This is a genomic window from Micromonospora sp. NPDC048868 (assembly GCF_043198195.1).
Taxonomy (GTDB): domain Bacteria; phylum Actinomycetota; class Actinomycetes; order Mycobacteriales; family Micromonosporaceae; genus Micromonospora; species Micromonospora reichwaldensis.
In genome coordinates this window covers 137,440-163,084 of record NZ_JBICUN010000015.1, presented here as the reverse complement: position 1 = coordinate 163,084, position 25,645 = coordinate 137,440, and the positions used below count along the sequence as shown (strand labels likewise).

At 74.7% G+C, this 25,645-nt stretch carries 21 protein-coding genes; 12 read left to right on the top strand and 9 right to left on the bottom strand.

The window, feature by feature from the left end:
- Positions 1 to 16: 16 nt before the first annotated feature.
- The 3 genes from ACGFNF_RS22475 to ACGFNF_RS22465 are packed head-to-tail and all read right to left on the bottom strand — an operon-like array spanning position 17 to position 2,374.
- Positions 17 to 760 carry a hypothetical protein gene (locus ACGFNF_RS22475; protein WP_132233287.1) on the bottom strand — a complete coding sequence of 248 codons (744 nt, stop codon included), beginning with the start codon at positions 758 to 760 and terminating at the stop codon, positions 17 to 19.
- Positions 761 to 788: 28 nt separating this feature from the next.
- On the bottom strand, positions 789 to 1,739 hold the full coding sequence (locus ACGFNF_RS22470) for a hypothetical protein (RefSeq protein WP_393170386.1): 951 nt from the start codon (positions 1,737 to 1,739) through the stop codon (positions 789 to 791).
- Between the two features lie 5 nt (positions 1,740 to 1,744).
- Positions 1,745 to 2,374: an MBL fold metallo-hydrolase gene (locus ACGFNF_RS22465; RefSeq protein WP_357577857.1), complete on the bottom strand. Its 630-nt coding sequence runs from the start codon at positions 2,372 to 2,374 to the stop codon at positions 1,745 to 1,747.
- Positions 2,375 to 2,491: 117 nt separating this feature from the next.
- On the opposite strand from ACGFNF_RS22465, the gene ACGFNF_RS22460 reads away from it, so the two are divergent.
- Positions 2,492 to 3,502, top strand: coding sequence for a DUF4349 domain-containing protein (locus ACGFNF_RS22460; protein WP_393170384.1), 1,011 nt, complete (start codon positions 2,492 to 2,494; stop codon positions 3,500 to 3,502).
- Here ACGFNF_RS22460 and ACGFNF_RS22455 read toward each other — a convergent pair.
- Both ACGFNF_RS22455 and ACGFNF_RS22450 read right to left on the bottom strand, forming a co-directional pair.
- A complete protein-coding gene (locus ACGFNF_RS22455; RefSeq protein WP_357577855.1) occupies positions 3,459 to 4,718 on the bottom strand; it encodes an amidohydrolase in 1,260 nt (419 codons plus the stop codon). The genes ACGFNF_RS22460 and ACGFNF_RS22455 overlap by 44 nt on opposite strands.
- A 708-nt stretch (positions 4,719 to 5,426) precedes the next feature.
- Positions 5,427 to 7,010, bottom strand: a complete 1,584-nt coding sequence (locus ACGFNF_RS22450) for a methylmalonyl-CoA mutase family protein (protein WP_357577854.1) — start codon at positions 7,008 to 7,010, stop codon at positions 5,427 to 5,429.
- 213 nt (positions 7,011 to 7,223) lie between these two features.
- Here ACGFNF_RS22450 and ACGFNF_RS22445 point away from each other — a divergent pair, with 213 nt between their 5' ends.
- Both ACGFNF_RS22445 and ACGFNF_RS22440 read left to right on the top strand, forming a co-directional pair.
- Entirely contained in the window at positions 7,224 to 9,392 is a 2,169-nt protein-coding gene (locus tag ACGFNF_RS22445; protein ID WP_393170382.1) for a serine/threonine-protein kinase, read from the top strand.
- Between the two features lie 47 nt (positions 9,393 to 9,439).
- Positions 9,440 to 11,164, top strand: coding sequence for a phospho-sugar mutase (locus tag ACGFNF_RS22440; protein ID WP_393170380.1), 1,725 nt, complete (start codon positions 9,440 to 9,442; stop codon positions 11,162 to 11,164).
- Between the two features lie 159 nt (positions 11,165 to 11,323).
- Here ACGFNF_RS22440 and ACGFNF_RS22435 read toward each other — a convergent pair whose 3' ends face one another.
- From ACGFNF_RS22435 to upp, 4 genes are all read right to left on the bottom strand, one after another.
- A complete protein-coding gene (locus ACGFNF_RS22435; RefSeq protein ID WP_393170378.1) occupies positions 11,324 to 12,001 on the bottom strand; it encodes a GPP34 family phosphoprotein in 678 nt (225 codons plus the stop codon).
- A gap of 148 nt (positions 12,002 to 12,149) precedes the next feature.
- Positions 12,150 to 13,190, bottom strand: coding sequence for a CU044_5270 family protein (locus ACGFNF_RS22430; RefSeq protein WP_357579989.1), 1,041 nt, complete (start codon positions 13,188 to 13,190; stop codon positions 12,150 to 12,152).
- Positions 13,191 to 13,200: 10 nt separating this feature from the next.
- Positions 13,201 to 13,740 carry a sigma-70 family RNA polymerase sigma factor gene (locus tag ACGFNF_RS22425; protein ID WP_334605382.1) on the bottom strand — a complete coding sequence of 180 codons (540 nt, stop codon included), beginning with the start codon at positions 13,738 to 13,740 and terminating at the stop codon, positions 13,201 to 13,203.
- A gap of 189 nt (positions 13,741 to 13,929) precedes the next feature.
- Positions 13,930 to 14,562 carry a uracil phosphoribosyltransferase gene (upp, locus tag ACGFNF_RS22420; protein WP_089002050.1) on the bottom strand — a complete coding sequence of 211 codons (633 nt, stop codon included), beginning with the start codon at positions 14,560 to 14,562 and terminating at the stop codon, positions 13,930 to 13,932.
- 132 nt (positions 14,563 to 14,694) lie between these two features.
- Here upp and deoC point away from each other — a divergent pair, with 132 nt between their 5' ends.
- The 9 genes from deoC to cydC all read left to right on the top strand — a co-directional run bounded on the left by deoC (position 14,695) and on the right by cydC (position 25,593).
- Positions 14,695 to 15,654 carry a deoxyribose-phosphate aldolase gene (deoC, locus tag ACGFNF_RS22415; protein WP_311413747.1) on the top strand — a complete coding sequence of 320 codons (960 nt, stop codon included), beginning with the start codon at positions 14,695 to 14,697 and terminating at the stop codon, positions 15,652 to 15,654.
- 6 nt (positions 15,655 to 15,660) lie between these two features.
- A complete protein-coding gene (locus ACGFNF_RS22410) occupies positions 15,661 to 17,091 on the top strand; it encodes an aldehyde dehydrogenase family protein (protein WP_393170374.1) in 1,431 nt (476 codons plus the stop codon).
- Positions 17,084 to 17,908: an aldehyde dehydrogenase family protein gene (locus ACGFNF_RS22405; protein WP_311413745.1), complete on the top strand. Its 825-nt coding sequence runs from the start codon at positions 17,084 to 17,086 to the stop codon at positions 17,906 to 17,908. The genes ACGFNF_RS22410 and ACGFNF_RS22405 overlap by 8 nt, the downstream gene beginning before the upstream one ends.
- 225 nt (positions 17,909 to 18,133) lie before the next feature.
- Entirely contained in the window at positions 18,134 to 18,592 is a 459-nt protein-coding gene (locus ACGFNF_RS22400; protein ID WP_393170372.1) for a BlaI/MecI/CopY family transcriptional regulator, read from the top strand.
- A gap of 10 nt (positions 18,593 to 18,602) precedes the next feature.
- Positions 18,603 to 19,508 carry a M56 family metallopeptidase gene (locus tag ACGFNF_RS22395; RefSeq protein WP_393170370.1) on the top strand — a complete coding sequence of 302 codons (906 nt, stop codon included), beginning with the start codon at positions 18,603 to 18,605 and terminating at the stop codon, positions 19,506 to 19,508.
- A gap of 278 nt (positions 19,509 to 19,786) precedes the next feature.
- Positions 19,787 to 21,037, top strand: coding sequence for a cytochrome ubiquinol oxidase subunit I (locus tag ACGFNF_RS22390; protein WP_393170368.1), 1,251 nt, complete (start codon positions 19,787 to 19,789; stop codon positions 21,035 to 21,037).
- A 10-nt stretch (positions 21,038 to 21,047) separates the two neighbouring features.
- Positions 21,048 to 22,055, top strand: a complete 1,008-nt coding sequence (locus ACGFNF_RS22385; protein WP_393170366.1) for a cytochrome d ubiquinol oxidase subunit II — start codon at positions 21,048 to 21,050, stop codon at positions 22,053 to 22,055.
- Positions 22,052 to 23,728 carry a thiol reductant ABC exporter subunit CydD gene (cydD, locus tag ACGFNF_RS22380; RefSeq protein WP_357579982.1) on the top strand — a complete coding sequence of 559 codons (1,677 nt, stop codon included), beginning with the start codon at positions 22,052 to 22,054 and terminating at the stop codon, positions 23,726 to 23,728. Before ACGFNF_RS22385 ends, cydD begins: the two co-directional genes overlap by 4 nt.
- Positions 23,725 to 25,593 (top strand): thiol reductant ABC exporter subunit CydC, encoded by a 1,869-nt coding sequence (gene cydC, locus ACGFNF_RS22375; protein ID WP_393170363.1) that lies wholly within the window; start codon positions 23,725 to 23,727, stop codon positions 25,591 to 25,593. The genes cydD and cydC overlap by 4 nt, the downstream gene beginning before the upstream one ends.
- Positions 25,594 to 25,645: the final 52 nt, after the last annotated feature.

Below are 25,645 nucleotides of genomic sequence, written 5' to 3'. Positions count from 1 at the left end.
GGTCCGGCGCGGCGGCTCAGCCCGGGTCGGTCAGGTGGGCCCGGGTCGCGGTGAGCAGCTCCACCAGTTCGGTGCCGTCGGCCGGGCCGAGCGCCGCGAAGGCCGGCGAGGCCAGCCGGTCGGTCACCGCCTCGGCCCAGAGCCGCCTGCGCACCAACGGCCCGACCGGCGGGTACGGCGGCGGCCAGCCGCAGGCGACCGCGCCCGCCTCCCCGTCCGGGCCGGCGAGCACGGCCTCCAGCGGGGTCATCCCGCTGGCCCGGACCGCGATCAGGTGGGCTCCGGCGAAGTGCTCCCGGAGCAGGCGCAGGCCGACGGCCGCCCGGGCGCCGGCCGTCCGGACCGGCACCGGCATGGCGCGCCAGGCCGCGAAGAGCGGCATGCCGCTGGCGTCCGCGGCGTCGACCGCGCGGCTGAGCAGGGCGGCGAGCCGGCTCACCCCGGCGAGGGCGTCGAGCCGCTCCTCGCCCCACCGGCAGCACTCGACCATGGTGGCGGCGGCCACCTCGACCGGCGGGACGACCCGGCGGGCCGCGTCCCAGCCGTCGGCGACCGCTTCGGGGGCCAGGAAGCCGAGGGCGGCGGCGACCGTCTCGGCGCGCACGTCCCCGAGGGCACCGGCCCGCCCGGTGACGTAGAACGCCCAGCCGGGGATGCCGAGCAGCCGGGCCCGACGCAGGGTGGTCGGGCAGCGGGTGAAGACGTCGCCGAGGTCCAGCACGATCGGCTTGCTGGCCGCGGCGACCTGTTCCGGCGTCATCCGCCCGCTCCCCGTCCGTCCACAGGGGTCAGTCTGCCGCGCCGCCGCCCGACTCGGCATCCCCCTCTTCGGCGTCGAGGGCCTCCACCGCCGCCTCGACCTCGCCGGCGCGGCGGCGCGCGGCCGTCACCGTGCGTTCCGCCCCGCGCCGGGCCAGCCTCGCCCGGCTCAGGTCCTGCTCGGCGACGGCCCGGCGCCGCTCCAGCTCGGCCAGTTCCGCCTCGATCGCGTCCAGGGCGCCGACGCCGTCGCGCTCGGCCGCCGTCGCGCCGGCCAGCTCCGCCTCGGCGCGTTCCTGGTCGGTACGCGCCCTGGCCAGCTCCTTCTCCAGCGCCCGTCGGCGGCGCGCCCGCTCCGCCCGGGCGGCCCGTTCCGCCTGCTCGGCGCGGAGCGCGGCCCGGTCGACGCCGCCCCGCTGCTTCCCGGCCGGCTCGGGCCGGGGCTCCGGCTCCGGCTCCTCCCCGCCGGTCACCAGCCGCAGCTGGGGGCGGGGCACCTCGCCGAAGCCGGCGTACGTGGCGGCCCGCAGCAGCCGGCCGGAGCGGACCTGTTCGGCGACGTCGGTGTCGGCGAGCGCGGCGTTGAGGGTGGCCTCCACCTCGCCCAGCGGCAGCTTCCCGGTCGGCGGGGCCTCCTCCACCCCGGCCGCCAGCTTGCGTACCTCGGCGACGAGCGCGCCGACCACCGCCCGCCGCTGGGTGGAGAGTTCCCGCAGCCGGGGCCCGCGCAGCTCGCGTTGGGCGGTGCGCAGGGCCTCGGCGAGCTGGGCCAGGTCGGCGACCAGCTCGGGGCGGCGGATGGCGAGCAGGTTGACCAGCCAGGCGGCCACGGTGGGCCGGCGCAGCCGGGCGATCTCCCGGGCGGCCTTCGGGTCGCCTGCGCGGCGGGTTTCGGCGACGGCCTCGTCGCGGATCGCGACGAACCGGTCCGGCGGCGTGGTGTAGAGCCGGTGCACCAGCTCTCGGGGCGGGCCGGGCATCGCCGTCAGGCGTCGATCCGGGTGCCCGGTTCGAGCCGGCGGTACTCCACGTCGGACAGCCGGGTGAAGTTGCCGTTGAGCACGTTGAGCCCGTTGTCGTTGAGCAGCCCGTCGTGCAGCGCGTACGCCCGGCGCGGGGCGACCGCCCGGAGGAAGTCCAGCGACTCGGAGAACTTCGTCCACGGCGCGTGGATCGGCAGGAAGAGCGTGTCGACCTGCGCGTCCTCGGGGACGACCAGGCTGTCCCCGGGGTGGTACACCGTGTCGTTCAGCAGGTACGCCAGGTTGTCGATCACCGGGATGTCGGGGTGGATCACGGCGTGCCGGCCGCCGTGGGCGCGTACCGGCACGCCGGCGGCCGTGAACGACTGTCCGGGTCGGACCGCGTCGAGCGCCTCGGCGGCGTCGCCCAGGGTGTCGGCCAGCGACGCCGGCCCGTGGATGACGAAGCGCCGTCGGTCGAGCTGCCGGGTGACCGCCTCGACGTCGAGGTGGTCGGGATGCTCGTGGGTGATCAGCACCGCGTCGGCCCCGTCGAGCGCAGCCGGATCGCTGAACACGCCCGGGTCGATGACCAGCACTCCCCCGTCGTGTTCCACCCGGAGGCAGGAGTGGGCGTACTTGGTGAGCTGCATCGTGACTCCAAGATTATCGAATCGTGATGTCCTGAGCGCAGTCTGCCGGAACCGACGTGGGGACGCGTCACGTCTGAGGTATCGCCCCGCACGGGGGCAAGGACGATGGAGGCGGGGATGGACGGACGGGATCGGCGACGTCGAGGCTTACGGCTGACGGCCGCCGCGCTGGTGGCGCTGTTCGCGCTCGCGGGTTGCGGCAGCGACGCGCGGGACAACGCCGACAGCGGGCCGGCGGCGGCCCCGGCGGAACGGGACCGGGCCGGTGGCGCGGCGGACCAGGCCGGTGACGCTGCGGACCAGGCCGGTGGCGCGGCGGAGCGGGGCGGCGGCAAGGCCGAGCAGGGCAGCGGCGCCGGCGCACCGGACCTGCGGGTCGACCAGCGCTCCATCATCTACACGGGCACGATGCGCGTGCAGGTGGACGATGTGGACGAGGCGGCACGGAGCGCGATCGCCACGGTGACGGCGGCCGGCGGTTTCATCGGCGGCGACCAGCGGCGCAGCGCCGACGCGGACGCGCGGGCCGAGCTGGAGCTGCGGGTGCCGGCGGCGAAGTTCCACGGCGTCGTCGACGAGCTGGCGAAGCTCGGCCGGCAGCAGCGGCGGGAGATCCGCACGGAGGACGTCACCGAGCAGATGGTCGACCTGGACGCGCGGATCACCACCCAGCGCGCCCGGGTGGAGAGCGCCCGCAAGCTGCTGGCCCGGGCCACCTCGATCAGCGACCTGGTGTCGCTGGAGAACGAGCTGTCGCGCCGGGAGGCCGACCTCGCCTCGCTGGAGGCGAAGAAGGAGCGGCTGGCGGACCTGACCAGCCTGTCGACGATCACCGTGTCGCTGGTCGGCCCCGACGCGAGCACCGCAGACGAGGAGACCGAGATCGGCTTCCTGGCGGGCTTCAAGGGCGGCTGGAAGGTCTTCCTGACCTCCATGACCATCCTGCTGACGGTGCTGGGCGCGGTGCTGCCGTGGCTGCTGGCGATCGGCGTACCGGTGGCGGTGCTGCTGGTGGTGCTGCGCCGGCGGCGGCGTACGGCCCCGCCGGCGATGACGCCGACCGGACCGGCCGCGCCGCTGCCGCCTACCGCGCCGCCGCCAGTGCCCGCAGCGCGGTCTGGACCATGAGTCGTACGCCGACCGGGATGGCGCGTTCGTCCGCGTCGAACGAGGCCCGGTGCAGGTCCACGTTCGGGCCGGAGCGGCCGACGCCCAGCCGGGCGAGCGCGCCGGGGACGTACTCCAGGTACCAGGAGAAGTCCTCGCCGCCCATGCTCTGCGGGGTCTCGGCGACGCCCTCCGGCCCGAGCGCGGCGACGGTGGCGCCGGTCAGGACCTGGATGGCCCGGGAGTCGTTGCACACGGGCGGGCGGCCCCGCAGGTATTCCAGGTCGACGGTGGCACCGGTCGGCGCGACGACGTCGCGGACCACCTGACCCACGATCTTGGGGGCCAGCTCCCAGGTGTCGCGGTCCATCACCCGCAGGGTGCCGGAGGCGCACGCCTCGGAGGGGATGACGTTGTAACGGGTGCCGGCCGAGGCGTGGCCGAAGACCAGCAGCAGCCCGCTGTTGGCCGGCACCCGGCGGCTGACCAGGGCCGGCACCTCGGTGATCAGGCGGCCCAGCGCGTCGACCAGGTCGACGGTCAGGTGCGGGCGGGCGGTGTGCCCGCCCGGGCCGGTGAGCCGGACGGTGACGTTGTCGGCGGCGGCGGTGATCGGGCCGACCCGCAGGCCGACCTGCCCGACCGGCAGGTTGGGGTCGCAGTGCAGCGCGAAGATCTGCACCACGTCGTCCAGGCCGCCGGCCTCGATGACCTCCAGCGAGCCGCAGGGCAGGATCTCCTCGGCGGGCTGGAAGATCAGCCGGACCCGGCCGGGCAGCTCGCCGAGGTCGGCGAGCTGGGCCAGCAGCATGCCGACGCCGAGCATCACGGTGGTGTGCACGTCGTGGCCGCAGGCGTGGCAGACGCCGTCCACCGTGGAGCGGTACGGCACGTCCTTCGAGTCGGTCAGCGGCAGGGCGTCGATGTCGGCGCGCAGCGCGACCACCGGGCCGTCGGGGCGGCCGTCGATGTCGCAGATGACCCCGTTGCCCTTCGGCAGCAGCCGCGGCCTCAGCCCGGCCAGGGTGAGCTCCCGGGCGATCAGGGCGGCCGTCTCGAACTCCTCGCCGGAGAGCTCCGGGTGGGAGTGGAGGTGGCGACGGGTGGCGATCAGCCCGGGCACCCGGAGGGCGAGCAGGTGGTCCAGCTCGAACGGCAGAGGCTGGGAGCCGGCCGGCGCCTCCGGCCAGGACGACGCCAGCTGGTTGCCGGTGGGCAGCGTCAACGCACTCGTCACGTCGAATTCTCGTTCGCTAGAGATGGATGGATCATCAGGAACAGCAGACAGCCTAGACCTCCGACGGTGACGCTGCGCAACGTCGTTCCGGTAGCCGTCGGACCGCACAGCGTCACGTATGCCCTGCTCGGAGCGCTCGTAGATCTGCGGGACAGCAGGTAGATCGCGGTCGAACGCCGTCATCCGCCCCCCCACCTCCTACAACGCGTAATCGGCCTGGCCGTCGCGAAATCGATGCCGATCGCAGAGGCCGCTTTTCCGAATTGTCGCATTAGTCGGTCACACCGACGGACACTCCGACAATTACCCGACCATCGCCCGAGCGAGGGCACCCGAGACGGTCACACACCCCGTCGCCGACCAACCGCACACCGTGTGCGTCCACGTCCACCCGGTCGGGTTACCCCCGAACCCGTCCGGCACACGCCGTGGCCGGTCGGCCACGTCGCCCCGCACCGCGCGCGGCCCTCCGGCGGCGTCGCCGGGACTGCTCCACGCGCCCGCGCCGCCGATGGGCGGCCAGCGTCTGCTCCGACTGTAGCGCTCCGCCCCGCACGCCCGCGACCAGCGGGAACGCGCCGTGGGCGGGTCGTTACCCGGACGTGCACCGGCCGGTTACGGCGCGGGGGTGAAGCGGCGCCGCACCGTACGCCGACGGCCGCCCGCCCCCGACGCGGCGGGAGGTCGGACGGCCGTCGGCCGACGTGATCAGAACCGGTCGCTCGGGCGGTACAGCCCCCACACCTGGCGCAGGGTGCCGCAGACCTCGCCCACGGTGGCGCGGGCCCGCAGCGCTTCCCGCATCGGGTAGAGCACGTTCTCCGTGCCCTCGGCGGCGGCCCGCAGCTCGGCCAGTCCCCGCTCGACCGCCCCGGCGTCGCGCTCGGCACGCAGCCGGGCCAGCCGCTCGGCCTGCGCCGCCTCGATCGTCGGGTCGACCCGCAGCGGCTCGTACGGCTCCTCCTCGTCGACGGTGAACCGGTTGAGGCCCACCACCACCCGCTCGCCGGAGTCGATCTCCTGCGCGATCCGGTACGCGGACTGCTCGATCTCCCGCTTCTGGAAGCCCGCCTCGATGGCGTCGACCGCCGAACCGTGGTCGGCCACCCGCTCCATCAGCTCGGTCGCCGCCGCCTCGATCTCGGCGGTCATCGCCTCCACCACGTACGAGCCGGCGAACGGGTCGACGGTGGCGGTCAGGTCCGTCTCGTACGCCAGCACCTGCTGGGTGCGCAGCGCCAGCCGGGCCGCCTTCTCGGTGGGCAGCGCGATCGCCTCGTCGAAGCTGTTGGTGTGCAGCGACTGGGTGCCGCCGAGCACCGCGCCGAGGCCCTGCACCGCCACCCGGACCAGGTTGACCTCCGGCTGCTGGGCGGTGAGCTGCACGCCCGCGGTCTGGGTGTGGAAGCGCAGCATCATCGACTTCGGGTTCTTGGCGCCGAAGTCGTCGCGCATCAGCCGGGCCCAGATCCGGCGGGCGGCCCGGAACTTGGCCACCTCCTCCAGCAGGGTCGTGCGGGCGACGAAGAAGAACGACAGCCGGGGCGCGAAGTCGTCCACGGCCAGGCCGGCCTCCAGCGCGGCCCGGACGTACTCGACGCCGTTGGCCAGGGTGAACGCGATCTCCTGCGCGGGCGACGCGCCGGCCTCGGCCATGTGGTAGCCGGAGATGGAGATGGTGTTCCACTTCGGCACCTCCTTGCGGCAGTAGCCGAAGGTGTCGGCGACCAGCCGCAGCGAGGGCTTCGGCGGGAAGATGTACGTCCCGCGGGCGATGTACTCCTTCAGGATGTCGTTCTGGATCGTGCCGTTGAGGGCCGAGCCGGCGACCCCGTTCTCCTCGGCCACGAGCTGGTAGAGCAGGAGCAGCACCGAGCCGGGCGCGTTGATGGTCATCGAGGTCGAGACCTTGTCGAGCGGGATGCCGTCGAAGAGCAGCCGCATGTCGTCGATCGAGTCGATGGCCACCCCGACCTTGCCCACCTCGCCGTGCGCGATCGGGTCGTCGGAGTCGTAGCCCATCTGCGTCGGCAGGTCGAAGGCCACGGAGAGACCCATCGTGCCGGCCCGCAACAACTGGTGGTACCGCGCGTTGGACTCGGTGGCGGTGCCGAAGCCGGCGTACTGGCGCATGGTCCAGGGGCGGGAGGTGTACATGGTGGGGTAGACCCCGCGCGCGTACGGGAACTCGCCCGGGCCGCCGAGCCGGGAGTCCAGATCCTCCGGAAGGTCCGCCGCCGTGTAGACGCCCTTGATCGGGAAACCGGACTCGCTTGACCGCGGTTCGCTCATTAGCGGATGGTAGGACGCGCGACGGCGTCGGCGGGTGAGGGATACCGCACACCGGTCGACGCGTCGACGGGCATCGACGAGAGGTGAACGCTCGGACACGTACCGTCCAGTTCGACAAACGTCCGCCGCGTCGGGTTTCGCATCGGGCGTCGGAACCAGCAAGATAGGGGGGTTGTGTCCCAGCCCCCCTCGAATTCCCCCGGTGGCTTTTCTGTGACTCAGATCCCGACGTGGAGCGGCGGACCAGTCAGTTCCCCCAACGGACGCGCGACGCCCGGCACGACCATCGGCGAGCGCTACTCGCTGCGTTCGGCGGTGGGCAACGGCGGCATGGGCACGGTCTGGCGTGCCACGGACACACTCCTGCGGCGGGACGTGGCCGTCAAGGAGGTCGTCCTGCCCCCGGGGCTGGCCCCCAGCGACCGCGACGCCATGTACGAGCGCACCCTGCGCGAGGCCCGCGCCGCGGCGGCCATCCAGCACCCGGCCGTCGTCCAGGTCTACGACGTGGTCACCGAGGGCGGCCGGCCGTGGATCGTGATGGAGCTGCTCGACGCCCGCAGCCTCGCCGACATGGTGATCGAGGACGGGCCGGTCGCGCAGCGGGTGGTCGCCAAGATCGGAATCGCCCTGCTCGGCGCGCTGGAGGTGGCGCACGCGATCGGCGTGCTGCACCGCGACGTCAAGCCGGCCAACGTGCTGATCTGCGCCGACGGGCGCTGCGTGCTGACCGACTTCGGCGTGGCCCGGATGCCCACCGACGTGCAGCTCACCACCCCCGGGATGGTGCTCGGCTCGCCGCACTTCATCTCCCCCGAGCGGGCGATGGGCCAGGAGTTCGGCCCGCCGAGCGACCTCTTCTCGCTGGGCGTCACGCTCTACACGGCGGTGGAGGGGCGGCCCCCGTTCGACAAGGGCGACCCGATCGAGACCATGCACGCCGTGGTCGAGGACCCGCCCGCCCCACCGCAGCGCAGCGGGCCGCTGGCCCGGGTGCTGATGGGCCTGTTGGAGAAGGACCCGGCCCGCCGCCTCGACGTGCACACCGCCCGGGCCATGCTGCGCGAGCTGCTCGCCGGCCCGCTGACCAGCAACGCCGCCGCCGTGAACTCGGTGACCGATCCCTACTCGGTGGTCCCGGTGCAGCGGCCCGTGCCGACCCCGCCGGCCGCCGCGCCGGAGCAGCCGAAGCCGAGCGGGCAGATCGGCGGCCGGGCCATGCTCAACCCCGGCGAGTCGCTCACCGACCGGCTGGCGGCGCTGCGCCGAGGCGAGCGCCCCGCGCAGGCCGCCCTCGCCGCGAGCCCCGCCGCGATGGACGACACCAGCGCCGACGCCCTGGCCGGACCGCTGCACACCCCCACCGGCGCGATGCCGGCGCCGAGCGGGTCCACGCCAACCGGCCGCACCTACGGCGGCGCCGAGGCGACCCAGCGGATGACGTCCGGCGGGTCGGACGCCACCCAGCAGCTGCGCACCAACGCCGCCGGCCTGGTCGGCTTCAGCGGCCCGACCGAGGCGACCCAGCGGGTGAAGGCGGGCACGCCCACCTTCGGCACCCCGCCCGAGGCCACCCAGCGGGTGGGCGCCGGAGCGCCCGTCTTCGGCGCACCGCCGCCGGAGGCCACCCAGCACCTCGGCGGCACCTACGGCGGCGGCCAGTGGTCGGTGCCGGGCACCGGGCAGCCGTGGGCGACCCCCGCCACCGCGCCCGCCGCGAGCGGCTCGGGCGGCGGCTTCGGCGGCCGGGTCGGCGCCGTCGGCAACCAGCTCGTCGGCACCGTCAAGGGCTGGCCGCGCAAGGTGCAGCTCGCCGCCGCCGGCGGCTTGGCCGCGCTGCTGCTGATCGGGGCGGTCGTCCTCTTCACCGGCGGCGACGACCCGGCGCCGACCGTCCCGCAGGCCGCCCCGACGTCGCAGGCCCCGGCCGCCGGCGTGCCCGAGATGAAGGAGCACACCGGCAAGGGCGTACGGGTCATGGTGCCGCAGGGCTGGGAGATCAAGAGCGCCGGCAACTGGGTGGACTACGTCGACCCGGAGGACGAGGGCCGCAAGGTCCGGATCCTGGTGGAGGACTTCCGCACCAACTCGATGCGCTGGGCCGAGGTCGCCGAGGACGGTCTGAAGAACCGTTCCAAGTCCTGCGCCAAGCCGTACGCCCAGCTCGCCATGAACGAGGTGCAGTGGGTCGGCAAGGCGGCGGCCGAGTTCGAGTACACCTGCGGCGAGGGCGAGGCCAAGCGGCACGGCGTGTGGCGCGGCGTGGTCCACGAGGGCAAGGTCTACTCGTTCTACCTCACCTCGACCGACACGAAGTTCGCCGACAGCCGGCCGATCTTCGACGAGATGGTGAAGACGTTCCAGCTCACCGAGGCCGGCTGAGCCCGGGGGAAGCGCGGTGGTGATCCGCCGGCGTGCTATCAAGAGACATGCCGGCGGAAACCACTGACATCGACGACATTCGCGAGCAAGCACGGCGCTGGCTCGACGACGATCCCGACCCGGCCAGCCGGGAGGAGTTGCGGGCGGTGCTCGACCGCCTGCCGGCGAGCGCCCCGGAGCTGGCCGACCGCTTCGCCGGCCCGCTGACCTTCGGCACCGCCGGGCTGCGTGGCCCGCTGCGCGCCGGCCCCAACGGGATGAACCTCGCGGTGGTCACCCGGGCCGCCGCCGGGCTGGTCGGCTGGCTCGCCGCCCAGGGCGGCTCCGGCCCACTGGTGATCGGGTACGACGCCCGACACGGTTCCCGCGAGTTCGCCGAGCGGACCGCCCAGGTCGCCACCGGCGTGGGACGCCCGGCGCTGCTGCTGCCCCGCCCGCTGCCCACCCCCGTGCTCGCGTACGCGGTGCGCCACCTCGGGGCGGTCGCCGGGGTGATGGTGACCGCCAGCCACAACCCGCCGCAGGACAACGGCTACAAGGTCTACCTCGGCGCGGAACTGGGCGGGACGCTCGGCGACGGCGCCCAGATCGTACCCCCGGCCGACGCCGGCATCGAGGCCGCGATCCGGTCGGTCGGGTCGCTGGCCGAGGTGCCCCTCGGGCCGGCCGGTCAGGTGCTCGGCGACGACCTGGTGGCCTCCTACGTGGAGCGGGCCGCCGCCGTCATCGACCCGGACGGGTCGCGCGACCTGGCGGTGGCGTACACGCCGTTGCACGGGGTGGGCGCGGCGGTGCTCACCGCGGCGTTCGCCCGCGCGGGCTTCCCCGTGCCCGGTGTGGTGCCCGAGCAGGCCGAGCCCGATCCGGCATTCCCGACCGTCTCCTTCCCCAACCCGGAGGAGCCCGGGGCGGTGGACCGGCTGGTCGCGCTGGCCGAGGCGACCGGCGCGGACATCGCCATCGCCAACGACCCCGACGCGGACCGCTGCGCGGTGGCCGTCCGGGACACCGGTCCCGCGGTGAGCACGCAGGCAGCGGTCGCCGGCCCGGATCAGCCGGCGGCGAACCCGCCCGGCTGGCGGATGCTGCGCGGCGACGAGGTGGGCGTGCTGCTGGCCGACCACCTCATGCGGCGCGGCGTGACCGGCCTGTACGCCACCACGATCGTGTCGTCGTCGCTGCTGCGGGCGATGTGTGCCGCCCGGGGCCTGCCCTACGACGAGACGCTGACCGGGTTCAAGTGGATCGTCCGGGCCGGCGGCGGGGCCGAGCCGCTGGTCTTCGGCTACGAGGAGGCGCTCGGCTACTGCGTCGCCCCGGAGCACGTACGCGACAAGGACGGCATCACCGCCGCGCTGACCGTGGCGGAGCTGGCCGCCGGGCTCAAGGCGCAGGGGCGCACCCTGACCGACCGGCTGGACGAGCTGGCCGCCGAGTTCGGCGTGCACCACACGGACCAGCTCTCCGTACGGGTGGACGACCTGCGGCTGATCGCCGACGCGATGGCCCGGATCCGGGCCGCCACCCCGACGACGCTGCTCGGGCAGCCGGTCACCGAGGCACAGGACCTGCTCCCGGAGGCGGACGTGGTGATCCTGCGTACCGGCACCGCCCGGGTGGTGATCCGCCCCTCGGGCACCGAGCCGAAGCTCAAGGCGTACCTGGAGGTGGTGGAGCCGGTGGCGGACGGCGACGTCGCCGCAGCCCGCGCCCGCGCCACCGCCGCGGCAACCACCCTCCGCAAGGAAATGGCCACCACCCTGGGCCTCTGACCCACCCTCCCCCTCCCCCGCCCCGTTGATCATGAGGTTAGCGGTACTGGAAAGCGCTTCCCCAGCCCGCCAAACTCATGATCGACGTGGCGGGGGCCGGGGCCGGGCGGGGTAGGGCGGGGGGCGGGGTGGGGTGGGGTGGGTCCAGCCGGGGTGGGGTTAGCGGCGGGGGCCCAGGGCGGCGTTGACGGCGCTGGCCAGGGCGGCCACGACGAGGCCGACCGAGGGGCGGACCACGGAGTCGTCCAGGCTGACGGTGCCGGAGAAGCCGGAGCCGCCGGCGATCTCCTCCAGCCGCTGCCGGGCCTCCCGGGCCGCGTCACCGCTCAGGCCGAGCGCCGGTTCCATCCGCAGCACCGCCACCAGGGTGGCCAGGGCCGCCGTCCGCTCGTCAGGCAGCTCGCCGCTGGCCAGCGCCTCGGCGAGCCGGCGTCGGGTGTCCGCCTCGACGGCCGGGTCCACCGTCGGGTAGCGGTGCACGTGGATGAAGCCCAGCTCGGTCTCGTCGACGTCGCGGACCACGCCCTGGGCGCACAGGTCGCCCAGGATCTTGTCGCGCAGGCCGTGCCGCAGCCGCTGCACCCAGGACGAGGGGCTGTGCAGCGTGTCGGCGGCCATGCGGGCGAGGACCCCGTCGACGAGCGGCTCGCCGGTGGGCGTCGGATCGACCACCGCCAGGGACCCCTCGGAGTACGCGATCCGCCCGGCCAGGGCCAGTTCGATCAGCACCGCGGCGGCCATCCCCAGGTCGAGGCTGATCCGCGGCATGGTCGCCTTGCCGGTCTCGTCGTCGTACGCGAGGAGAAGCAGCTCTTCGGCGAGAGCAACACCAGTCATGGCCGGACACGCTAGCGGGTGCGGGCACCACCGCGCACCAACTCGACGTCGATGGCGTGCCGCCGCACCCGGGCTCCGCACCCGTCCGGCGCGCGCCGGGGCGGTCGGGCCCCGTGTCCCGACCGTTCCGGCGCGCGCCGGACGGTGGTCAGCTCAGCGTGTCGGTGCGCCGGGCGTCGAGCAGGAGCTCGTAGTGCAGCACGCGGCGCTTCGGGGCCGTCTCCAGATATTCGAACGCGAGCATTTCACCGGTCGCCGGGTGGAAGACCAGCAGCATCTGCGCCCGCTGCAGAGGCTGCCCGGCCGGTGGTACGAGGTCGGCGGTGACGGCCACGCCCTGGCGGCCGGCCCGGTCGACGACCCGGCCGCGCCACTCGAAGCCGGGCTTCCCGGCCAGGATGGTGAGCAGGTCGGCCCGGGTCCGCCGCGGCACCAGGTAGCTGCTGTACAGGTGGTACACGCGCATCGCCAGCTCGCCCGCCGGCTTTCTGGTGCCGAGCCAGCGCTCGAGTTCCGCCCGGTCGGCCGGCAGCCGGCGGCTCACCGGGTCCGGTGGGATCTCCCGGATCCCGCGCGGCGGCCTGCTGGCCGAGGGGTCGGCCGCCGTCGACCGTAGCCGGGTCGACCAGTACTCGCGGGACGCCTCGTCGGGGTACTCGGCACCCAGGGGCTCGACGTCCTGCCAGCGGCGACCGTCGTCCGCCGCCCACTCGCGGCGTTCGTGCACGAAGCTCATCATGTGCCCCTCGGGCGACATCGACGTCGGGCTGCCCCAGGACTTGCCGTGCCGGTAGGCGTAGCGGCCGGCGGTGCTGTCGGGCGGGGCGTCCACCAGGCGGGCGGCGAGCGCCCGCAGGTGCCGATCGGCCGGTTCGCCCGCGACGACCTCGTAGGCCACCGGCTTGAGCACGGTGCCGGCGACCGGCTGCGCCGGCTCCGGCGGGATGGCCGTCCCGTCCCGCAGCACCTGGGCCACCCCGGCGGAGCCGAGCACCGCCAGCGTGGCGACCGCGCCGACGAACACGGTGCGCCGGGACGCGCCCCGGCGTACCGGCCCGGCCGGGGTCGCGGTCGCGTCCTGCGCGCGGAGGATCAGGTCGTGGGCGGTGCGGGGCGACGGGGGTACGACGACGTCGCGCGCCGGGTCGGCCGGGCCCAGGAGCTCCCGGACCCGCTGCGTGGTGTGCATGGTGCTCCTCTCAGACGTGGGCGGACGCCGGGCGGGTGCCGCGGGCGGGGGTGGGCGTGGTCAGTGCGGAGCGCAGTCGACGCCGGGCCCGGAAGAGCCGCACGGCGGCGGCGGACCGGGTGCAGCCCAGGGCGACGGCGGCGTCGCCGACGCTCAGGTCCTCCCAGCCGACCAGCCGGAGGATCTCCTGGTCGGCCTCGGGGAGCGCGCGCAGCGCCCGGTGCAGGTCGAGCACCGGCGCGACGGCGTCGGGCTCGACGATCCGTGCCGGCACGTGATCCGCCTCGGCGAGCGGGAGCAGGCTGGGTCCGCCCTGCCGGGACCGCCACCGGTTCGCCACCACGTGCCGCGCCACGGCGTAGAGCCAGGGCAGGGCGTGTTCGGGCACCTCGCCGCGCCGTCGCCAGACGACGACGAAGACGTCCTGGGCGAGTTCGGCCGCCGCGTCAGCGTCGGGCAGCCGACGCAGGCCGTATCGGACGATGTCCGGGTAGTGCGCGGCGTAGAGGCTGGTGAACCAGTCCTCGCCCCGCTCACCCACGGGTTTCATCAGGGATCTCCCGACCGCAGTTCCTGACAGAGACACCAGGTATGTGTCGCGGACGGGTCGGATCGTTACCGGCGACCGGGCGCGGGATCTCCGGCCGGTGCGGGCGGCCTGCCGGCCGGAGCGGAAGAGCCCCGGTTGCGAACGGCCTCCCGCAACTCGGCGGGAGGCCGTGACGTGCCGGTGCCGACCTCAGAAGCGGGGCATGCCACCGAACTGACGGTCGCCGGCGTCGCCGAGCCCCGGCACGATGAACATGCGGTCGTTGAGCCCCTCGTCGATCGAGGCGGTGACCAGGCGCAGCGGCAGGCCGGAGCGCTCCAGCCGCTCGATGCCGACGGGCGCGGCGAGCACGCAGAGCACGGTGATGTCGGTGCAGCCCCGGTCGGCCAGCAGCCGGCAGCAGTGCTCCAGCGAGCCGCCGGTGGCGAGCATCGGGTCGAGCACCAGCACCGGCAGGCCGCTCAGGTCGCGCGGCAGCGACTCCATGTAGGCGCGCGGCTCGTACGTCTCCTCGTCCCGGGCCAGGCCGACGAAGCCCATCGAGGACTCCGGCAGCAGCCCGAGCGCGGCGTCGGCCATGCCCAGGCCGGCCCGCAGCACCGGTACGAGCAGCGGCGGGTTGGCCAGCCGGGTGCCCTCGGTGCCGGTGACGGGGGTCTGCACCGGGTACTTCTCGACGGGGAAGGAGCGCGCGGCCTCGTACACCAGCATGGTGGTGAGTTCGTGCAGCGCCGCCCGGAACGAGGAGGAGTCGGTGCGCGCGTCCCGCATGGCGGTCAGCCGCGACTGGGCGAGCGGATGGTCAATGACGTGTACGTCCACGATCGCTCAACCTACCGGTCCCCCCGTTCCGGCACTGCGGGTGCGGCCGGACCGGCGACCTCGCTCACCACCGCGCCCGCGACAGCACGGTGACCAAGATCACTGTCCGGCCGGGTGCGTAGACTTCGGGGCATGACGGCGACAGCGACGTCGGCCCGGTCGGAGCTCTCCGAGTTGGGACGATCCGAGACCGCTCTGCGGACCTTCCTGCACGGCCTGCCCGGCGTGGACCAGGTCGGCGCGGAGCAGCGGGCGGCACAGCTCGGCACCCGCTCCATCAAGACCACCGCCAAGGCCCAGGCCATCGACCTGGCGATCCGGATGGTCGACCTGACCACCCTCGAAGGGGCGGACACCCCGGGCAAGGTGCGGGCCCTCGCGGCCAAGGCACTGCGCCCCGACCCGGCCGACCCGTCCTGCCCGCACGTGGGCGCGGTCTGCGTCTACCCGGCGATGGTCCCGCACGTGGCCGAGGTGCTGCGCGGCTCCGGCGTGCACCTGGCCAGCGTGGCGACCGCCTTCCCGTCGGGCCAGGCCCCGCTGGAGGTCAAGCTCGCCGACACCCGGGCCGCCGTGGCGGCCGGCGCCGACGAGATCGACATGGTGATCAACCGGGGTGCCTTCCTCGCCGGCCGCTACCAGGAGGTCTACGACGAGATCGTGGCCACCAAGGAGGCCTGCGGCGACGCGCACCTCAAGGTCATCCTGGAGACCGGCGAGCTGGCCACGTACGACAACGTGCGGCGCGCCTCCTGGCTGGCGATGCTGGCCGGCGGCGACTTCATCAAGACCTCCACCGGCAAGGTCCCGGTGGCGGCCACCCCGCCGGTGACCCTGGTCATGCTGGAGGCCGTCCGCGACTTCCGGGCCGCCACCGGCCGGCAGGTCGGCGTGAAGCCGGCCGGCGGCATCAAGACCACCAAGGACGCCATCAAGTACCTGGTGATGGTCAACGAGACCGTCGGCGCGGACTGGCTGGACCCGGACTGGTTCCGGTTCGGCGCCTCCAGCCTGCTCAACGACCTGCTCATGCAGCGCACCAAGCTGACGACCGGCACCTACTCCGGTCCCGACTACTTCACCCTGGACTGAGAGCCGATGTTCGAATACGCACCCGCCCCCGAGTCCCGCTCGGTGGTGGACCTGAAAGCCTCCTACGGGCTCTTCGTCGACGGGGAGTTCGTGGACCCCACCGACGGCGGCACGTTCAAGACGGTCAACCCGGCCTCCGAGGAGGTGCTCGCCGAGGTCGCCGAGGCCGGCACGCAGGACGTGGACCGCGCCGTCCGCGCCGCCCGCCAGGCGTACGAGAAGGTCTGGGGCCCGATGCCGGGCCGGGACCGGGCGAAGTACCTCTTCCGGATCGCCCGGATCCTCCAGGAGCGCTCCCGCGAGCTGGCCGTGCTCGAGTCGCTCGACAACGGCAAGCCGATCAAGGAGTCGCGCGACGTCGACCTGCCCCTGGTCGCGGCGCACTTCTTCTACTACGCCGGCTGGGCCGACAAGCTGGAACACGCGGGCTTCGGCGCGAACCCGCGCCCCCTCGGCGTGGCCGCGCAGGTCATCCCGTGGAACTTCCCGCTGCTGATGCTGGCGTGGAAGATCGCCCCGGCGCTGGCCGCCGGCAACACGGTGGTGCTGAAGCCGGCCGAGACGACGCCGCTGACGGCACTGCTCTTCGCCGAGATCTGCCAGCAGGCCGACCTGCCCGCCGGCGTGGTCAACATCGTCACGGGCGCCGGCGAGACCGGCCGGGCGCTGGTCGAGCACCAGGGCGTGGACAAGGTCGCCTTCACCGGTTCGACCGAGGTGGGCCGGGCCATCGCCCGCTCGGTCGCCGGCACCCGCAAGAAGCTCACACTGGAGCTGGGCGGCAAGGCGGCAAACATCGTCTTCGACGACGCCCCCGTCGACCAGGCGGTCGAGGGGATCGTCAACGGGATCTTCTTCAACCAGGGGCACGTCTGCTGCGCCGGCTCCCGGCTGCTGATCCAGGAGAACGCCGCCGACCGGGTGCTGGAGTCGCTGAAGCGGCGGATGGCCCAGCTGCGCGTCGGCGACCCGCTGGACAAGAACACCGACATCGGCGCGATCAACTCGGCCGCGCAGCTCGCGCGGATCCGGGAGCTCTCCGACGCCGGGTCCGCCGAGGGCGCCGAGCGCTGGTCGCCGCCGTGCGAGCTGCCGGAGCGCGGCTTCTGGTTCGCGCCGACGATCTTCACCGGGGTCACCCAGGCGCACCGGATCGCCCGCGAGGAGATCTTCGGCCCGGTGCTGTCCGTGCTGACGTTCCGCACCCCGGCCGAGGCCGTCGAGAAGGCCAACAACACGCCGTACGGGCTGTCGGCCGGGATCTGGACCGACAAGGGCTCCCGGATCCTGTGGATGGCCGACCGGCTGCGCGCCGGCGTCGTCTGGGCCAACACGTTCAACAAGTTCGACCCCACCTCGCCGTTCGGCGGCTACAAGGAGTCGGGCTACGGTCGCGAGGGCGGCCGGCACGGGCTGGAGGGTTACCTCAATGTCTGAGCGGGTCGCGGTACGCAAGACGTACAAGCTCTTCATCGGCGGGAAGTTCCCGCGCAGCGAGTCGGGACGGTCGTATCTCGTGCAGGACTCCAACGTGTCGCTCGCCTCCCGCAAGGACGCGCGGGACGCCGTGGTCGCCGCCCGCGCCGCCGTGAAGGGCTGGGCCGGGGCGACGGCGTACAACCGGGGTCAGATCCTCTACCGGGTCGCCGAGATGCTGGAGGGCCGGCGCGAGCAGTTCGTCGCCCTCGGCGTGCCCGGCGACGAGGTCGACGCGGCCGTGGACCGCTGGGTCTGGTACGCCGGCTGGTCCGACAAGCTGCCCCAGGTCTACGGCGGCGCCAACCCGGTCGCCGGGCCGTACTTCAACCTGTCGGCGCCCGAGCCGACCGGCGTGGTGGCCGTGGTCGCCCCCGAGTCCCCGGCGCTGCTCGGCCTGGTCAGCGTGATCGCCCCGGCGATCGTCACCGGCAACACGGTGGTCGTGGCGACCTCGCCGACGCAGCCCCTGGCGGCCGTGACCCTGGCGGAGGTGCTCGCCACCTCCGACCTGCCCGGCGGCGTGGTCAACCTGCTCACCGGCCGGATCGCCGAGACCGTGCCGGCGCTGGCCGCCCACATGGACGTCAACGCCATCGACCTGACCGGGGTGGCCGACGCCGAGCTGGCGACGGAGCTGGAGGTCAAGGCGGCGCAGAACCTCAAGCGGGTGCTCCGGCCGGCCCCGGCCGACCACGACTGGTCCGCCGACCCCGGCATCACCCGGATGACCACGCTGCTGGAGACGAAGACGGTCTGGCACCCCAAGGGGGTGTGACTGGTCGCTGTCCTGGGGTTTTCCGGGGAGCCCCGCCCGCTCCGGGCGGTCAGGCTTGATCCCTGCGCGGGCGGGGCTCCCCGGAAAACCGTTCGTGGACAGGTTCGTGGGAGGGGTCAGCTCTGGGGTGCTGCCTCGGGTGGGGTGAGCGTTCGGGGTGCTGCCTCGGGCGGTGCTGTGGTGTGCGGGGCGGGGTGGGTCTACTACGGGGGGTAGGATTGCGGCGTGACTCGGCTTGGTGATCTCGAACGTGCGGTGATGGACGTCTTGTGGGACTCGGTCCCGGGCGCGTCGGACGGGATCACCGTGCGCGAGGTGGCCGACGCGCTGGACGGCCGCGAGCTGGCGTACACGACGGTGATGACCGTGCTGGACCGGCTGGCCGGCAAGGGCATGGTGCAGCGCGAGCGGGAGGGGCGGGCCTGGCGTTACCGGGCCGCCGCCAGCCGCGAGGCGTACATCGCCCAGCTCATGCTCGACGCCCTCGACCTCGGCGGCAGCCGGGACGCCGCGCTGGTGCGCTTCGCCCGATCGGTGACCGGCACCGAGGCCGAGGTGCTGCGCGCCGCCCTCGGGGCCGAGGCCGACGGGGCCGGACACGACGGGAGCGCGCTGACCGACCGGGTCGAGGCGCCGTCGGTCGACGGCCTGCCGCCCCGGACCGGCAAGGCAGCGGACAGGTAGGGCGGCGGTCGTGGCGTACGCCCTGCACTTCGCCGCGTCGATGCTCGCCTGCTGGCTGACCGCGCAGGTGCTGTCCCGCTCCACCTGGACGTGGCGCAGTCCCCGGGTCGCGATCGTCTGCTGGCAGGCGGTCGGGCTGGCCCTCGGGCTCTCGGCCATGGGCGTGCCGATGGCACTGGGCCTGTCCGCCTACGACCGCCCGACCGGCAGCGCGCTGGTCGCCCTCGCCACCGACCTCGCCCACGGCACCCTGCCCGTCGGGCTGGGCGCGCCGCACCTGGCCGCCGTCGGGATGGGCTTCGGCATCGGCGCGGTGCTGCTGACCACGACCGTACGCAGCATCCACGGCACCGTACGCGCCCAGCGCCGGCACCGGGACCTGCTCGCCCTGGTAGCCCGCCGGGACCCGACGGTGCCCGGGGCGCTGGTGCTGGACCATCCGAGCGCGGCGGCGTACTGCCTGCCCGGGATGAAGCCCCGGGTGGTGGTCAGCGCGGGCACGCTCGACCTGCTGGACAGCGCCGAGTTGGCGGCCGTCCTCGCCCACGAGCGGGCGCACGCCCAGGAACGGCACGACCTGGTGCTACTGCCGTTCACCGCGCTCAGCCGGGCGCTGCCCTGGTTCGGCTGGGTCCGCGAGGCGCACGACCGGGTCGCCCTGCTGGTCGAGATGCGGGCCGACGACAAGGCCCGGGAGGCGCACGCCGACGCCCCGCTGGCCGGCGCGCTGCGCCGGTTCGCCGCGGCCGGCAACCGGGTGACTCCGGCCGGCACGCTCGGGCTGGGCGACCGGGACCTCGACGTCCGGGTGCAGCGGCTCCTGGTCGCCGACCGGCCGCCCCGGCTGCTCGGGGCCGCCGCGCTGACCGTGGCGACAAACGTGGCCGCCCTGCCGGTCTCCCTCTTCCTGAGCTGACCGGGCCCCGGCCCGGCCCTGCGCCGCCCGCTTCCCTCGGCGGCACCCGGGGACCGCCGGCGTGCCCCCGCGCACGGTGGAGTTACCGCCGCGTGGATCGCCGCCGGACATGCTGGGACCGGACCGCCCGCGTACGCGAACCGCCCGGCGCCCCACCCTCCCCCACGGCTACTACAAATCGTCGTAGCATCGTCTACGACGGGCCATAGTAGTGATGCGTAGGCAATCTACGTGTAGGCTCGCTACGACAAGTGAGCCAACCGTACGGAGAGCCGGCCATGGACACCCTGCTCCTCGCCCGCCTGCAGTTCGCCACCACCACCTCGATCCACTTCCTCTTCGTGGCGGTGACCCTGGGCCTCGTGACCCTGCTGGTCGGTCTCCAGACCGCCTCGGTGATCACCAACAAGCCGGTCTACGAACGGCTGACCCGCTTCTGGGGCCAGCTCTACGTGATCAACTACGTGCTCGGCATCGCCACCGGCATCGTGATGGAATTCCAGTTCGGGCTGAACTGGAGCGGGCTGTCGCGCTACGTCGGCAACGTCTTCGGCGCGCCGCTGGCCATCGAGACGCTTGTCGCCTTCTTCCTGGAGTCGACGTTCCTCGGCATGTGGATCTTCGGCTGGCACCGGCTGCGCCGGGGCGTGCACCTCGCCCTGCTCTGGGGCGTCGCGATCACCGCGTACGCCTCGGCGTTCTGGATCATGGTGGCCAACTCCTGGTTGCAGAACCCGGTCGGCTACGAGGTACGCGACGGGGTCGCGCATCTCACCGACTTCTCCGCGCTGCTGGACAACCCCACCTTCCGGATGGCCCTCGGGCACGTCGTCACGGCGGCGCTGCTGGTCGGCGGGATGCTGATGGCGGCGGTCAGCGCGTGGCACCTCCTCCGGCGCACCGACGACTTCGCGCTGCACCGCAAGGGGCTGCGGATCGGCCTGATCATCTCGGCGGTGGCGATCTTCTTCGTGCAGGGCTTCGGCTTCGCCCAGTTCTTCGCGATCAGCGACGTGCAGCCCACCAAGTTCGGCGACGACCCCGCCGCCGCACCGCTGATCGCCGAATGGACGGCCCGGTTCGGCCCCGGCGACTACACGCCGCCGGCCCTCGCCGACGTCGGCCTCGGCTTCATGATCCTGATCGGTTTCACCCTCGGCCTGCTCTGGCTGCTGCTCCCGCTGCTGTGGCGGGACTGGATCATCCGGCTGCGCGTACCGCTGCGGATCCTCCAGTTCGCCCTGCCGCTGCCGTTCGTCGCGGTCATCCTCGGTTGGATCGCCCGCGAGGTCGGCCGCCAGCCCTGGGCCGCGTACGGGCTGCTGCCCGTGGACCAGGCGGTGTCGCCGGTCAGCCCCTGGCTGATGCTCACCTCGCTGATCGGGTTCAGCCTGCTGCTCGGCACCCTCGCCGTCACCAACTGGGTGCTGCTCGCGCGCCACGCCGCCCGGGGTGCGGACGACCCGGCCCTGGGCCGGCAACCGGACCAGCCGCCGGCCGACCCCCACCCCGAGCCCGCCTTCGCCTGAGGAGACGACAGTGGAACTCGCCTGGTACGCCCTGCTCGGGCTCTTCTTCGCCGTCTACCTGGTGCTCGGCGGCTACGACTACGGCGTCGGCCTGCTGCTCGCCCGGGACACCGACCCCGCCCGCCGCCGCGCCGCGCTCAACGCGGTCGGCCCGTTCTTCCTCGGCAACGAGGTCTGGCTGGTGGCCGCCGTCGGCATCCTGTTCGGCGCCTTCCCCGTGCTGGAGGGGGAACTGCTCTCCGGCTTCTACCCGGCGGTGCTCGCCGCGTTGACCGGGGTGATCCTGGTGACCGCCGGTGTGCAGCTACGCAGCCGCCCCGACGGGCAGCGGGCCCGCACCTGGTGGGACCGGATCGTGGTCGTCGGCAGCGTGCTCGCCGCGCTCGGCTGGGGTGCCGTGCTGGCCGGGCTGCTCCAGGGCGTACCGCTGCACGCCGACGGCCACGTCGCCGGGGTGACCCACCTCTTCACCCCGTTCGTGGCCGCCGCCGGGCTCGCCGTCGTCGCGCTGGTCGCGCTGCACGGTGCGACCTTCCTCACGCTCCGGCTGCCCGCCGCCGACGCCGCGCCGGTCGGGCTACTGGCTGCCCGGCTCGTCCCGGTGGCGCTCACCACGGTCGGCGCGGCCACCGTCCTCGGCCTGCTCTCCGCCGACGTACGCGCCGCCGCGCGGCAGCCGATGGTGGGCGTACTGCTGCTGTCGTTGCTGGTCGCGGCGCTGCTGACGGCCCGGACGGCGCTCGCCCGGCGGCGGCCGGGGCTGGCCTTCGCCGCCACCTGCGCGTCCCTGGCGCTGCCGGTGGCGCTGGCCGGCGCGACCATCTGGCCCTACGCGCTCGTCTCCACGGTCGACCCGGGCGCGTCACTGACCGTGGCCGACGCGGCGGCCAGCACCCCCACGCTGCGGCTGCTGACCTGGCTGACGCTGCCGCTCCTGCCGGCCCTACTAGGCTTTCAGGCGATGTGCTGGTGGGTGTTCCGGGGACGGACCGACGGCAGGGCACCGGTGTACTGGTGAACCGCCGTCCCTTCGACCCGCGTCTGCTGCGCCGGGTCCCGGGGGCCCGGCGCGACCTCGCCGTGCTCGCGCTGCTCGGCGTGCTGGCCGCGGGGCTGGTCGTCGCGCAGGCCACGGCGCTGGCCGCGCTGCTGGCGACCGCGTTCGAAGGGCGGCTCGACCGGCCCGCGCTGGCCGGCTTCGCCACCGCGGTGGCCGCCCGCTCGCTGCTGGTCTGGGCGCAGGGCACGGTGTCGGCGCGGGTCGCGGCGACGGTCAAGGCGGCGCTGCGGGCCGACCTGCTCGGGGCGGTCGGGCGGCACGGCCCCGGCTGGGTCGCGGGACAGCGCGCCGGGCAGCTCGCCACGCTGACCGGGCGCGGGCTGGACGCGCTCGACGCGTACTTCACCGGCTACCTGCCGCAGCTGGTGCTCAGCGTCACCGTGCCGCTCGCCGTACTGGCCCGGATCCTCCTCGCCGACTGGAGCTCGGCACTGATCATCGCGGTGACGCTGCCGCTGATCCCGATCTTCGGCGCGCTGCTCGGCTGGCAGGCACAGGCCGCCACCGAGCGGCAGTGGCGGCGGCTCTCCCTGCTCGGCGGGCACTTCCTCGACATGGTCGCCGGGCTGCCCACCCTGCGCGCGTTCGGCCGGGCCCGGGCGCAGACCGACGTGGTCCGCCGGATGGCCGACGGCCACCGGGTCGCGACCATGAAGACGCTGCGGATCGCGTTCCTGTCCGCCCTGGTGCTGGAGCTGGTGGCCACCCTCTCGGTGGCGCTGGTCGCCGTGCCGGTCGGCGTACGGCTGCTCGGCGGCGGGCTGACCCTCCAGACCGCGCTGCTGGTGCTGCTGCTCACCCCGGAGGCGTACCTGCCGCTGCGGGCGGCCGGCGCCCGGTTCCACGCCAGCATGGAGGGGCTCACCGCGCTGGACGAGGCGCTGACCCTGTCGGCCGCCGCCCCCGCGCCGGCGCGCGGCGCGGGCGCGGCCGTCCCCGACGGCCGCGGCGAGATCCGGTTCGAGGCGGTGACCGTGGCGTACGAGCGGACCACCGCCCTGCGCGACGTCACGCTGACCATCCGCCCGGGCGAGCGCATCGCCGTGATCGGCCCCAGCGGCGCCGGCAAGAGCACCCTGCTCGGCCTGCTGCTCGGCTTCGTCACCCCGACCGCCGGCCGGGTCACCGTGGGCGGGGTCGACCTGGCCGACGCCGACGCCGACGGCTGGCGCCGCCAGGTGGCCTGGGTACCGCAGCGGGCCCACCTCTTCGCCGCCCCGCTGGCCGACAACATCCGGCTCGGCGCGCCGGACACCCCGGACGCCGCGCTCGCCACGGCGGTCCACGACGCCGCCCTGGACGACGTGGTCGCCGGGCTGCCCGACGGGCTCGCCACCGTCCTCGGCGAACGCGGGCACGGCCTCTCCAGCGGGCAGCGGCAACGGGTCGCGCTGGCCCGCGCGTTCCTGCGGGACGCGCCCGTGGTGCTGCTCGACGAGCCGACGGCCCGGCTGGACACCGCCGCCGAGGCGGTCGTCCTCGACGCCACCCGCCGGCTGGTGGCCGGGCGGACGGCGCTGCTGGTGGCGCACCGGCCGGCGCTGCTCGCCGACGCGGACCGGATCCTGCGCATCGAGGACGGCCGGGTCACCGAGCTGACGCCCACGGCGGCCGGGGAGGCCACCCGATGACCGACGATCGCCCCGCCGACGACGCCCGACCCACCCACGCGCCCGGTGCCGCCGCCGACGCCCGGACCGGCGCGCAGAGCACCCTCGCGGCCGGCGCCGCTGCCGACGCCTCGACCGCGCCGGGGCGCGCCGGCTCGGCCGAGCGGGCCGTGCTGCGGCTGGCCCGGCCGTACCTGAACCGGCTGCTCGGCGCGGGGCTGCTCGCCGCCGCCACCGAGTTCGCCGGCCTCGCCCTGATGGCCACCGCGACCTGGCTGCTGATGAGCGCCGCCGGCCAGCCCCCGCTGGACCGCCTCACCGTGGCGATCGTGGCGGTCCGGGCGCTGGCGATCAGCCGGGGCGTGCTCCGCTACACCGAACGGCTCGCCGGGCACGACGCCGTGCTGCGGCTGATCACCGACGTCCGGGCCCGGGTCTTCGGCACCCTCGCCGCCCGCCCGACGGCCCGGCAGCGCTCGGGCGACGCGCTGAGCCGGCTCGTCTCCGACGTGGAGGCCGTCCAGGACCTGCTGCTGCGGGTGCTGGTGCCGGCCTCGGCGGCGGCGCTGGTCAGCGTGCTCGCGGTCGGCGGGGCGGCGCTGATGTCGCCGGCCGCCGCCGGGGTGCTCGCGGTCGGGCTGCTGGTCGCCGGGGTGGCGCTGCCCGCCCTGGCCACCGCGCTGACCCGGCGCGCCGCCGCCGAGCTGGCGCCGCTGCGCGGCGCTCTCGCCACCGACGCGGTCGACCTCACCCACGGCGCCGCCGACCTGGCCGCGTTCGGCGCCACGGGGCACGCGCTGGAGGCGGCCGGGGCGCGGGCCCGGCGGCTGGCCCGGTTGGAGCGGCGGCTCGCCGCCACGGGCTTCGCGGTCGACGCGGCGGGGGTGCTCGTGGCCGGGCTGACCGCCGGTGCGGTGGTGCTCGCCGCGCTCGCCGACGACGTGGACGGGGTGCTGGTCGGCGTCCTGGCGGTCGGCACGCTCGCCGCCGTCGAGATCGCGCTGGCGCTGGTCGGGGCCGCCCGGCAGTGGACCCAGCTGCGGACCGGCCTGACCCGGGTCGCCGCCCTGCTGGACGCCCCGGCCGGTCCGGCCACCTCCGACGGTGCCGAGGTCGGCCCCGGGCCGTACGACGTCCGGTTCGAGGAGGTCACCGTCCGGTACCGGGAGGGCGCCCCGCCCGCCCTGGACGGGTTCAGCCTGGACCTGCCGCCCGGTCGCCGGGTCGCGGTGGTCGGGCCCAGCGGCGCCGGCAAGAGCACGCTGGCCGCCGTCCTCACCGGCGCGGTGCGCCCCGCGCACGGCCGGGTCACCCTCGACGGGCGCGGGCTGTCGGCGTACCGGGCCGAGGAGCTGCCCCGCGCCGTCGGCGGACTGCTCGCCGAGGCGTACGTCTTCCACGCCTCCGTGCGGGAGAACCTGCTGCTCGGGCGGCCCGCCGCCGACGAGGAGGAGCTGGCGGCGGCGACCGCGGCGGCCGGGCTGCTGGACTGGGTGCACGAGCAGCCCGACGGCTGGGACACCGTGGTCGGCGAGGAGGGCGGCCAGCTCTCCGGCGGCCAGCGGCAGCGGCTCGCGCTGGCCCGGGCGCTGCTCGCGGCGCCGGGAGTGCTGGTGCTCGACGAGCCGACCGAGGGGCTCGATCCCGCCGCCGCCGACGCGGTGCTCGCCTCCGCGCTGGCGGCCGCCCCGGCCGGGCACTCCGTGCTGCTGATCAGTCACCGGCTCAGCGGGCTCGCCGAGCTGGACGAGATCGTGGTGCTGGACGCCGGGCGGGTGGCCCAGCGCGGCCGGCACGCCGAACTGGTCGCCGCCCCCGGCTGGTACCGGGACCAGTGGCTGATCCAGGAGGCGGCCGAACGCGGGTACCTGGCGCTGCGCCCCTGACCTCCGGCCGGCCCGACCCGCCCGCCGGCTCCGGGTCGGGCCAGGGTTTGTC

Coding starts and splice junctions, on each gene's coding strand:
- ACGFNF_RS22475 (WP_132233287.1), bottom strand. CDS start 760: ATGACGCCGGAACAGGTCGCCGCGGCCAGCAAGCCGATCGTGCTGGAC.
- ACGFNF_RS22425 (WP_334605382.1), bottom strand. CDS start 13,740: ATGAAACCCGTGGGTGAGCGGGGCGAGGACTGGTTCACCAGCCTCTAC.
- deoC (WP_311413747.1), top strand. CDS start 14,695: ATGACGGCGACAGCGACGTCGGCCCGGTCGGAGCTCTCCGAGTTGGGA.
- ACGFNF_RS22410 (WP_393170374.1), top strand. CDS start 15,661: ATGTTCGAATACGCACCCGCCCCCGAGTCCCGCTCGGTGGTGGACCTG.
- ACGFNF_RS22465 (WP_357577857.1), bottom strand. CDS start 2,374: ATGCAGCTCACCAAGTACGCCCACTCCTGCCTCCGGGTGGAACACGAC.
- ACGFNF_RS22440 (WP_393170380.1), top strand. CDS start 9,440: ATGCCGGCGGAAACCACTGACATCGACGACATTCGCGAGCAAGCACGG.
- ACGFNF_RS22405 (WP_311413745.1), top strand. CDS start 17,084: ATGTCTGAGCGGGTCGCGGTACGCAAGACGTACAAGCTCTTCATCGGC.
- ACGFNF_RS22470 (WP_393170386.1), bottom strand. CDS start 1,739: ATGCCCGGCCCGCCCCGAGAGCTGGTGCACCGGCTCTACACCACGCCG.
- cydC (WP_393170363.1), top strand. CDS start 23,725: ATGACCGACGATCGCCCCGCCGACGACGCCCGACCCACCCACGCGCCC.
- ACGFNF_RS22435 (WP_393170378.1), bottom strand. CDS start 12,001: ATGACTGGTGTTGCTCTCGCCGAAGAGCTGCTTCTCCTCGCGTACGAC.
- ACGFNF_RS22390 (WP_393170368.1), top strand. CDS start 19,787: ATGGACACCCTGCTCCTCGCCCGCCTGCAGTTCGCCACCACCACCTCG.
- ACGFNF_RS22460 (WP_393170384.1), top strand. CDS start 2,492: ATGGACGGACGGGATCGGCGACGTCGAGGCTTACGGCTGACGGCCGCC.
- ACGFNF_RS22450 (WP_357577854.1), bottom strand. CDS start 7,010: ATGAGCGAACCGCGGTCAAGCGAGTCCGGTTTCCCGATCAAGGGCGTC.
- ACGFNF_RS22430 (WP_357579989.1), bottom strand. CDS start 13,190: ATGCACACCACGCAGCGGGTCCGGGAGCTCCTGGGCCCGGCCGACCCG.